Source organism: Polaromonas sp. P3_C2 (assembly GCF_056402675.1).
In genome coordinates, this window is record NZ_JBFUGX010000092.1 from 1 (window position 1) to 9,102 (window position 9,102).

Consider the following 9,102-nt stretch of genomic DNA (forward strand, 5'->3'; position numbering starts at 1 on the left):
GTCCAAGCGTAAGCCTTGCCTTCCAGAATTACGAAGCGGAGTTCGCTGCATTACCCGGAAAGTACGCCGCGCCCGATGGTCGCCTGCTTCTCGCGTGGAAGGGGCCAATTGTCGTCGGGTGTGCCGCGCTTCGCCGCGTTGACGCAACCACCTGCGAAATGAAGCGCGTCTACGTGCGGCCGGATGCGAGAGGCGAAAGCCTTGGCCGCCGGCTCATCGAGCGCATCGTCGATGAGGCGCGGGCTGCCGGCTACTCCCGCATCTGCCTCGATGTCCTGCCCGAGTTTTCCGCCGCACAGCACGTCTATGAAACGCTGGGCTTTCAGCCGGCGCCGCCCGTCACTTTCAATCCCGTTCCCGGCACCAAATACCTGGCCCTCGAACTTTCCCCGTCACAGATGCGATCTGAGACTTACTGGTTTCCCGCAAAGCGCTACGGTTGGGGCTGGGGCCTTCCAGCCGTGTGGCAAGGCTGGGCCGTCATGGCGGTCTTTGCCTTCCTGATTCTGGCCGGTGCCGTGTTCCTGCTTCCAGGTCACGGTCAAGCTCTATTCGTCATGTATTCGGCGCTTCTATGCGCCTTGCTCGTAGCCGTCTGCTGGCTAAAAGGCGAGCCCCCGAGCTGGCGCTGGGGTGGCAAGTGAAGTCACAGATGAATCCCACTCTTGCCGTCGCCGTACTCGCTATCGCCGCAAGCGGTGGCGCACTCGCCACCGGCTCCCTGTCGTTCGAAAGTGCCGGCTACGTTCTTGACTTCGAAGTCGGGCAACAGGAGCACCCAGTTCTGGCTGGTGTGTCATTTGCCGCACCTGGGGCGGGCTCGAGTTCGATGCTTCGGCCGCCGCATCTGGTGGTCGTGGCATTTGATACAAAGGCAAAGATTCTGCTCGTTCGCTACAAAAATCCCGGAGACAGCAAGTTGCCGCCAGATTTCGAACTCTCAGTCCGCGGCAATGACGGTATCTTAAAGTTGCCGAATCGCTCGGTCACCGGCAGGTTCAACTGGGAAATGTGAGCTGAGAATGCCACTCGCCGCATAACGCCAACGTTGAGTGCCGCAACGCGCATATGTTTCACCTTTACGATCACGAAACTTCTGGCAATGCCGGCAAGGTCCGCCTGCTGCTGGTCTTCCTGGGCATTCCGTATGATCGAACCCTCGTTCCCTTAACGGTCGATCATTTCAGCCGCCCTCGGTGGCCTGTTTGTATTGAATATTGGACCCCATCATGAACAAATTGCTTGTCTTCCAGCTCACGGTTCAAAGCTCCTATGTCGGCAACGTTGAGCATGATGCTGAAGGTGATCACTTCGACACGGTTCAGTGGTGGTTCTCGGAAAACGAGACCTGGCGCATCAAAACGTTTGCAATAGACCAGGACATCCACACGCATCGTATTGCTGGCCCAATCGCTGAAGAAGTTGCAATGGAGAACACCATGAAGCACTACGAAGACGTGGTCGAGAGAGCGTTTGCCGTCGAGTTCGACGATCTGGGTGACGAGAGCGAGGTGTCGGAAGTCATGGAAGATTTAGGGGGAGCCCCCGCGCTGGAGATTGCAAGAAACGGGAGCCAGTTTGCCTTCTGGAATCCGTCACGCCTGAAGTACACCTCCAGGAGTCAACCGGTCTGAGGCTCAACCACTCATGTCAAACACCTGCCCACAAGAACGAAATTCATGAAATTCGAATTTGGAGCGCCGAAGGCGCTGGACGATATCTCGCTGCAGGACGCCAAGAACCATCCCATTTGGTTGTGGGCCTGGGAGGCCGGAATGGAGGGCGAGGTGGAAGATGAGACGTGGCAGTGCCCGGTCTTGAACACCTCGGATGTCACGGATGCAATGACGGAGCCGGTCATTACGGTGCGCATCGAGGGGAGCGATGTGATTGGCTCGGCCAGCTACAACGCGGAGCTTGATCAACTGGAAGCAATTTCCATCTGGGAGAACGGTGCCTGGGCAGGAATCCAGGAGACCACGCTAGCGACACCGATTACATTGATTGCTGTCCCCAGCATTCGCGGCGTCACGGGTGTCAGGTTTGTCTGCAGTGAACCCGACGAAGATCGAGCTTCACGTGAGGGCTGACTACGGTGGGTAATTGGGGTTGGAGCGGCGCATGACGCAATTTGCCAGTTCGGTCGGCACGGATGTTCGGCCAGCCTGCTTTGCATGCTTGTTGGCTGCCGATTGATTTCAACGTCAGGCTAAAAATGCGTTACCCAGAATCAAACCCCCCATGGACCGGCCGTGTACGAGACCCATCCCGATCGCCCGGGGGAACTCGCCAGGCTGTGGCAGGAGGCGATGCAACAGCGTGGCTCCGGTGATGCAAACCAGGCACTGATCGAGCCTGCAAATTGCGGCAGGCTGAACTTCCCCTTTCCGCCAACACATCAAAATCAGACCTTACTTCATGACGACAACTGCCCTCCTTATCATCGACGTTCAGACGGCTCTTTGCTCCGGTGAGGGCGGGGCCTTTGAAAGCCGGCGCGTCATTGACAGCATCAACCAGGTGTCTGCCAAGGCCCGCGCCGCGGGTGCTCCCGTTATCCTGATCCAGCACGAGGCGCCGAATGATCCGCTGGAGTATGGAACTGAGGGCTGGAAACTCGCGGATGGCCTGGACACCCAGCCAACCGATATCCGCCTGCGGAAGAAGGCGACGGATTCGTTCCACAACACGGAGCTGCAGACCCTGCTGCAGGAGCGTGGCGTCAAGAAATTGATCATCTGCGGCATGCAAAGCGACTTTTGCGTAGACACAACGACCCGGCGCGCCCTGGCTCTCGGCTATCCGGTCACGCTGGTTTCGGATGGCCACTCCACCGTGGACAACGGAATCCTCACTGCGGCACAGATTTCGGCCCACCATACGGCGACCCTGGCAAATATTGAGAGCTTTGGGCCGAGGGTCACTCCGCAGCTTGCGGGCGAGATCAAGGTTATGGTCTGAGCCAGCTTTGATTTCTATGCACACACCCTGGATGCCCATCGCCTTCGCCGAAGCCGGCGTGCGCACGTTTCCCATGGGCCAGAGTAACCCCCGGGTGACCGAGTACCACGCCCACACCAACATCCGCGGTTATGACGACAAGGCGTCGTGGTGTTCTTCATTTGTCAATTGGGCTCTGGCCCAGGTCGGCATCCCTGGGACGGGGTCGGCATTGGCGCGTTCATGGCTGGACTGGGGCGAGCCGCTCAGCGCGCCTGTGCCCGGCTGCATCGCCGTGCTGTCGCGGGAAGATCCCGGCGGCTGGAAGGGCCACGTCGGCTTCGTTCTCCGGGTGGATGCGGAGTATGTGTATTTGTGGGGCGGCAACCAGCTTGACGAGGTGCGCGAGCATTTTTATCCGTTGGCGGCGGTGTTGAGCTATCGCTGGCCTTCGCAGAATACAGGCTGATGCCGGACCCGCAGGAACACGCTATGCCACAAGTTCTGCTCGAGGGGTATACGGTCGATGAGGTGCTGGACCTGCCGACCGATGAACTTCAGGCCATGGTGCTTCGCGATGAGCCGCTCGTGTTCAAGGCCGGCAGCGCCAACATGCTTGGGAAATTCAAGGTGCAGGGCGATACGCTGTTGATGGAGCTGGCGCATATTGATGGCGGAGGCGAGGGTGCTTTGCCCAGTCTGGCTGCCCTTGCAAGCCGCTTTGCAAAGCGCGAGGGCCTCGCTTTCGTGGAGTGGCGGGTCCATGCGGTTCATTGCGCCACGCCGAATCTCAAGCTGCGCCGGGTCCTCGAAAGAAAGGGTTTCGCTGTTCGTGAAATCTCAGGTGTCGGCGAGTGCTATTGGCTGCGCGTACCAGTCGCCGGAACTTAACCAGGGAGTTGCATTCGGATCCACGCCGGCAACCACCTCTGCCTCACTGTCTGACCCGCGCAGCCACTTCCCGCCCCAGCTCAATCACCGCCATCGCGTAATAGCTGCTCCAGTTGTAGCGGGTAATGGCGTAGAAGTTTTCGGTGCCCGCAACGTATTGCGGCGCGTCCTGGCCGTTGAGCAGCTCCACCAGCGCCAGCGGCCCGGTGTGTTGCAGCGCAGGGCCTTCCAGGACCGCGCCCTTGGCCGTGAAGCTCTCGATGCTGAATGTGGGCAGGATGTCCGGCGCCATCAGGGCGTCCATGTCGAGCCGGCTTTTGTCGAAGCTCACGGGGTAATGTGTGGGCATGCCCGGCTGCCAGTTGAAGGCCTTGAAGTAACTTGCGACCGAGCCGATCACGTCGGCGGGGCTGCCTGTCAGATCGATGCTGCCATCGCCGTCGAAGTCCACCGCATATTTGACCCGGCTGGAAGGCATGAACTGCGGCATACCCATGGCGCCCGCGAAGCTGCCGCGTGCGTCGAAGGGACTGGCCTCAAGCCGGTGTTGCAGGGTCAGGAATTGCTCGATTTCGCCCTTGAAGAATTCGCTGCGTTCTTTGGCGCGCGGGTGGTTCGCCGGGAAGTCGAAGGCCAGCGTGGTCAGGGCATCCATCACGCGAAAGCTGCCGGTGTCGCGGCCGTAGATGGTTTCCACGCCGATGATGCCGACGATGATTTCGGCGGGTACGCCGTATTCCTTTTCGGCACGCTCCAGTGTCTGCTGGTTTTCCTGCCAGAACCGTTTACCGGCCTCGATGCGCACCGGGTCGATGAAGCGGCTGCGGTAGACGCGCCAGTTTTTGACAAAGGTCTTGGCTGGCGGCTGCATCAGCCGCACCACGGTGGCGTTGTAACGCGACTGGCCGATCGCATCGCGCACCCAGTCGGGGTCCAGGTCGCGGCGTGCGGCCATGTCGTCGGCAAACTGCATGGCTTCGGGGCGGGTCGAATACAGCGGCCCTTGCGCCGGCGCCGATTTGGCGGCCACGCGTTTCTTGATGTTATTTCCCTCGCCAGACCAGGCTGATCCTGCGCAAGAAGCTATCAAAAAGAGAGCAAATCCGAAACGTTGAAGGCGCATGAAGGGGGTGATCGAATGACGAGGGGTGAGCGGAGAGGGCTGGACCGATTTTAAGCGGGCCAGGCGAGCCGGTCGAACTCCTGCCTGAGCGCATGAAGCTGCAGCGCCGCTTTACCGCCGCTTGCCGGTACGGCGGCGTAGCGCAGGTGCTCCAGGCGCATCAACCAGTCATGCAGGGCCTGACCTTGCTTGCCGTAGCGGCCCAGCACCTCCAGCGCCAGCTGGCGGGGCGAGGTGGCGGGCGTGCTGTGAAGGCCGGCCTTTTCCAGCCGCTTGCGTGTGCGGGCCAGCAGGCGCAGCCAGGGGTCGTGCTGCGCACGGTCCCACAGCGTCCAGGCCGCGCCGGCCAGGGCGGCCAGCACCACGATGCCGATCAGCACATAGCTCAAGTCTTCCCAGCTGGGGGACTCAAAGCCGATGTCTTTCAGCAAATTGAGTTGTTTGCCCTGGGTGTAGTTCAGCACCCACTGGTTCCAGCCGTTGTTCACGGCCTCCCAGGTGGCGCGCAGCTGCGCCGTCAGGGTCGGGCTGAAGTTGCCCAGGGCTTGTGCCACCACGCCTTGCGGTGCGGCCAGGCGCTGGAACGCCCCTGTGCGTCCCGGCGCCACTGCTGAGGTCGGGTCTACGCGCACCCAGCCTTCACCTGCCTGCCAGACTTCGGCCCAGGCATGCGCGTCGCTTTGCCGCACCATCCAGTAGCCGTCGACGCTGTTGAGCTCGCCGCCCTGGTAGCCGGTGACGATGCGCGCCGGAATGTCGAGGGCGCGCATCAGGATGACAAAGGCCGAGGCGATGTGTTCGCAAAAACCTTCCTTGCGGTCAAACCAGAATTCGTCGGCGGTGTGTTGCCCGTACACACCGGGCTCCAGCGTGTAAACGTAGCCCCCGGTGCGCAGCCGTTCCAGCGCAACTTGCACCAGCGTGCGGGTATTTGCCGCCGCATAACGCGGGTCGCGGCGAATCTCGGCTGCGAGCGCCAGCGTGCGGGGATTAAAGCCGGCCGGCAGCGCTACAAATTCCTGCAGGCCGATCACCTGCTGGCGCGGCCCATGCTTGAAGATCGGATAGCTCTGGGCCTTGTAGCGCACCAGATCGGTGACAGGCCGGTTGGTGAACCACTGGAGATCGGCCTCCATGGTATTGCGGTATCCGGGTAAGTCGGGGCTCTGCGGGGCCGCCTCCATCACGAAAATCCATGGTTGATTATTGGGGGCAAGAGTCACTTCATAGTTGACAGGCGCACCAGCCACTTCGAGGTTAGCAGGCAGGGCATAACGCGATGGCAGGAACGCGCGCAGCGGCTGCCAGTTGCGCCCATCGAAGTTTGAAAGCACAGGCCCCCTGAAGTACAGCTCTCGCTGGGGTGGTGGCTTGCCGCCCTCAAACCGGATGCGCATGGCCACGCTGTCGTCCAGTGCCAGGGTGGCGATAGTGCCCACCTGCATGCTGGGGCTCAGGCCGCTGCGGCCGGTCATGGCGTCGCTCGGTACTCCCCACAAAGGCGCCAGGCGCGGGAACAGCAAAAACAGCACCAGCATGATGGGCGCGCCCAACAGGGCCATCCATCCAGCTGTTTTGGCGGCTTGCAGCAGCGGCGGTTTGCCCACCGGCATGTGGGCATTGACCAGCACGGTCAGCAGCCCCATCAGCCCCAGCAGCATGCTGAAGGCGGTAAGCAGCGACTGCGAATAAAAGAAATTGCTCAGCATGCAGAAGAAGCCGAGAAAGAACACCACAAAGGCGTCGCGCCGGGCCCGCAGCTCCAGGGTCTTGAGCGTCAGCAACACCACCAGAAGAGTCACACCCGCATCGCGGCCGAGCAGGGTTCGGTGCGTCGTCAGCGTGGCGCCAATGGTCAGGGCCAGCAGGGCCAGCAGCCACCACTTGCCCGGCAGCGGCCGTGCCTGCACGGCCAGCCAGCCGCGCCACACCAGCACGGTATTGGCCAGTGCGCTGCACCACAGCGGCAGGTTGCCCACCTGCGGTAGCAGCACCCAGGCGATGACCAGCAACAGGAACAGGGTGTCGCGGGCGTCGCGGGGAAGGGTTTTGAGGCGGGTCAGCATTGTTGCTCCTGCTGACCGCCTTCGCGCTGTCTCGATTGCCGCGGGCTTTGCTGCGATTGCTGGCCGGGGGTTGCCCGGCTAGCAGTCCTAAGCAAATGGCACCCCAGTCGGACAAACCCAGAAACCATCAACATACCGCCAGCGCCTCCAGACAAAGCCGTTTATGCGCCTCCCCACTGGCAGGCTTGATCTCCAGCGAAGGCAACCTCAAGCCATAGTCCAGCGCAAGTTTGTCGGCCATCAACACCCAGGCACACAGCCGTGAAAGCTTTTGTTCAACACCGGCAGAGCCCGCATTCATGAAGTCCAGCCAGAGCTCATGCCGCTGGGCTTGCTGCGTGTCACGCACGACCAGGCCGTTGCCCTGTTCATCGGCCTTGGCTGCTTTTTTCCAGACGATCAGCTTCATGGGGTCGCCGCGGCGGTAACCGCGTACGCCGTCGAATTCACCCGTGCTCTGGGCCCGTGAGGCCGAGGCTGCGCCGCCGGAGCGGGGTTCGCCGGGCGGCAGCGGTGGCGGGTGGGCTTCGGGCTGCGGATAGACCAGGATCTGGGCAGCCGGGCGCCACACCGTCCAGACGCGAAAGGTGCCCAGCGGGTAACGGGTTTCAGCGGTCAGCGTCGGCAGCCGGTACAAGCCCCGCCGCGGCGGCGTGAAGGCCACCTGCACCACGCTGCTGCCCTGCGCGGGCACGTCGGTCCACACCCAGTGCTGCTCCCCGCCCTTTTTGGCGTCCTTTTTGGTGTCCACATCGTGTGGGTTCAGCACGCTCAGCCCGATGCCATGGCGCGCGGTACGCCTGGCGTTCATGAGTTTTACATCAAATGCGGCGGTAGCGCCCGCGTAGTGAGCGGGAGGCGCTACTAAATTCATAGTGAGTCCGCGCAGCGTGCCGTGGCAGACGTGCATGCCGACCAGAGCACTGCCGGCCAGCAGGAACGTCAGCAGGTAGCCCAGGTTGAGCTGGTAGTTGATGGAAGCCACCAGCAGCACCAGCAGCGTCACGCCCAGCATCAGGCCAGGCCGCGTGGGCAGGATGTACACGTTGCGCTGGGTCAGCGACACGCTGTCGGTGAACGGCAGCTTGCTTTGCCACCACTTCTGGAAGCGCCCGCGAATGAAGGCAAAAGGATTCCATTCGCGGGCCGCCGTGGAACCGGCTTTGCCGGGCCACTGGTGGCGCCCCCCGGGGGGGGAGGCGCCGGAGGCGCTTCGGGGGGTGTCCATCTTCTTCAGGGGAGGGGCACGGCGTCGAGCATGGCCCGCACCTGCTCCACAGGGCCGCGGCCGGCGTCGCTGACCGGAATGAGCCGGTGTGCGGCGGTTTGCGGCAGCACGGCAGCAATGTCGTCCGGCGCCACGTAGTCCCGCTTGCTCAGGAAGGCCTGTGCTTTGGCGGCCCGCATGATGGCAATGCCCGCGCGCGGGCTGAGGCCTTGCAGAAACCAGCGGCCTGAACGGGTCGCCGTGACCAGGTCCTGCAGGTAGTTCAGCAGCGGCTCCGACGCGTGAACCTGCGCCACCATCTGCTGCAGCTCCAGCAGGTCGTGCGGCGCCAGCAGGGCCGGCAGTTTTTCGAGCATGTCGCGGCGGTCGGCGCCCCGCAGCAATTCGCGTTCGGCGGCGCGGTCAGGGTAGCCCAGCGAAATCCGCATGTGAAAGCGATCCAGCTGGGACTCGGGCAGGGCGTAGGTGCCGAGCTGGTCGTGCGGATTCTGTGTGGCGATCACGAAAAACGGCAGGGGCAGGGGCCGGGTTTCGCCCTCGACCGTGACCTGCTTTTCCTCCATGGCTTCGAGCAGGGCGCTTTGGGTTTTCGGGCTGGCCCGGTTGATTTCATCGGCCAGCAGGACCTGCGCGAAAACCGGCCCGGGGTGAAACACAAAACTTTCTTTCTGGCGTTCGTAAATCGACACACCCGACAAATCGCTGGGCATCAGGTCGGCAGTGAACTGCACCCGCGAAAACTGCAGCCCGAATGAGCGTGACAGCGCATGGGCCAGCGTGGTTTTTCCGACGCCCGGAACGTCTTCAATCAGCAGGTGGCCGCCGGCCAGCAGGCAGGCCACGCAGTCCTGTAC

Annotated in this window: 10 protein-coding genes and 1 pseudogene; 7 read left to right on the forward strand and 4 right to left on the reverse strand. The window is 62.3% G+C overall.

All coding sequences use genetic code 11. The features are described from left to right. The 7 genes and pseudogenes from AC1DWI_RS06095 to AC1DWI_RS06125 all read left to right on the forward strand — a co-directional run. A pseudogene (locus AC1DWI_RS06095) lies at positions 1 to 386 on the forward strand (GNAT family N-acetyltransferase); the annotation flags it as partial. A 266-nt stretch (positions 387 to 652) separates the two neighbouring features. Beyond that, on the forward strand, positions 653 to 1,015 hold the full coding sequence (locus AC1DWI_RS06100) for a hypothetical protein (RefSeq protein ID WP_477671097.1): 363 nt from the start codon (positions 653 to 655) through the stop codon (positions 1,013 to 1,015). A 214-nt stretch (positions 1,016 to 1,229) separates the two neighbouring features. Further along, a complete protein-coding gene (locus AC1DWI_RS06105; RefSeq protein WP_477671096.1) occupies positions 1,230 to 1,634 on the forward strand; it encodes a hypothetical protein in 405 nt (134 codons plus the stop codon). Between the two features lie 45 nt (positions 1,635 to 1,679). After that, positions 1,680 to 2,090 (forward strand): hypothetical protein, encoded by a 411-nt coding sequence (locus tag AC1DWI_RS06110; RefSeq protein ID WP_477671095.1) that lies wholly within the window; start codon positions 1,680 to 1,682, stop codon positions 2,088 to 2,090. A 328-nt stretch (positions 2,091 to 2,418) separates the two neighbouring features. Then, a complete protein-coding gene (locus AC1DWI_RS06115; RefSeq protein WP_477671094.1) occupies positions 2,419 to 2,961 on the forward strand; it encodes a cysteine hydrolase family protein in 543 nt (180 codons plus the stop codon). A gap of 31 nt (positions 2,962 to 2,992) precedes the next feature. Further along, positions 2,993 to 3,409 (forward strand): TIGR02594 family protein, encoded by a 417-nt coding sequence (locus tag AC1DWI_RS06120; protein WP_477674283.1) that lies wholly within the window; start codon positions 2,993 to 2,995, stop codon positions 3,407 to 3,409. Between the two features lie 23 nt (positions 3,410 to 3,432). Beyond that, a complete protein-coding gene (locus tag AC1DWI_RS06125) occupies positions 3,433 to 3,831 on the forward strand; it encodes a hypothetical protein (protein WP_477671092.1) in 399 nt (132 codons plus the stop codon). A 43-nt stretch (positions 3,832 to 3,874) separates the two neighbouring features. On the opposite strand, the gene mltB is transcribed toward AC1DWI_RS06125, so the two are convergent. The 4 genes from mltB to AC1DWI_RS06145 all read right to left on the reverse strand — a co-directional run. Beyond that, complete coding sequence (gene mltB, locus AC1DWI_RS06130) at positions 3,875 to 4,954, reverse strand: lytic murein transglycosylase B (RefSeq protein ID WP_477671091.1); 1,080 nt, start codon at positions 4,952 to 4,954, stop codon at positions 3,875 to 3,877. A gap of 50 nt (positions 4,955 to 5,004) precedes the next feature. Next, the gene (locus AC1DWI_RS06135; RefSeq protein ID WP_477671090.1) at positions 5,005 to 7,020 is read right to left on the reverse strand and encodes a transglutaminase TgpA family protein; all 2,016 of its coding nucleotides are present in this window, start codon (positions 7,018 to 7,020) and stop codon (positions 5,005 to 5,007) included. Between the two features lie 127 nt (positions 7,021 to 7,147). Further along, positions 7,148 to 8,248: a DUF58 domain-containing protein gene (locus AC1DWI_RS06140; protein WP_477671089.1), complete on the reverse strand. Its 1,101-nt coding sequence runs from the start codon at positions 8,246 to 8,248 to the stop codon at positions 7,148 to 7,150. A 5-nt stretch (positions 8,249 to 8,253) separates the two neighbouring features. After that, positions 8,254 to 9,102 (reverse strand): AAA family ATPase (locus AC1DWI_RS06145; protein WP_477724540.1); only part of this gene is annotated, 849 nt, incomplete at its 5' end.

Excerpts from the sequence above, each read along its gene's own strand:
- AC1DWI_RS06100 (WP_477671097.1), top strand. The coding sequence starts at position 653 with ATGAATCCCACTCTTGCCGTCGCCGTACTCGCTATCGCCGCAAGCGGT.
- AC1DWI_RS06105 (WP_477671096.1), top strand. The coding sequence starts at position 1,230 with ATGAACAAATTGCTTGTCTTCCAGCTCACGGTTCAAAGCTCCTATGTC.
- AC1DWI_RS06110 (WP_477671095.1), top strand. The coding sequence starts at position 1,680 with ATGAAATTCGAATTTGGAGCGCCGAAGGCGCTGGACGATATCTCGCTG.
- AC1DWI_RS06115 (WP_477671094.1), top strand. The coding sequence starts at position 2,419 with ATGACGACAACTGCCCTCCTTATCATCGACGTTCAGACGGCTCTTTGC.
- AC1DWI_RS06120 (WP_477674283.1), top strand. The coding sequence starts at position 2,993 with ATGCCCATCGCCTTCGCCGAAGCCGGCGTGCGCACGTTTCCCATGGGC.
- AC1DWI_RS06125 (WP_477671092.1), top strand. The coding sequence starts at position 3,433 with ATGCCACAAGTTCTGCTCGAGGGGTATACGGTCGATGAGGTGCTGGAC.
- mltB (WP_477671091.1), bottom strand. The coding sequence starts at position 4,954 with ATGCGCCTTCAACGTTTCGGATTTGCTCTCTTTTTGATAGCTTCTTGC.
- AC1DWI_RS06135 (WP_477671090.1), bottom strand. The coding sequence starts at position 7,020 with ATGCTGACCCGCCTCAAAACCCTTCCCCGCGACGCCCGCGACACCCTG.
- AC1DWI_RS06140 (WP_477671089.1), bottom strand. The coding sequence starts at position 8,248 with ATGGACACCCCCCGAAGCGCCTCCGGCGCCTCCCCCCCCGGGGGGCGC.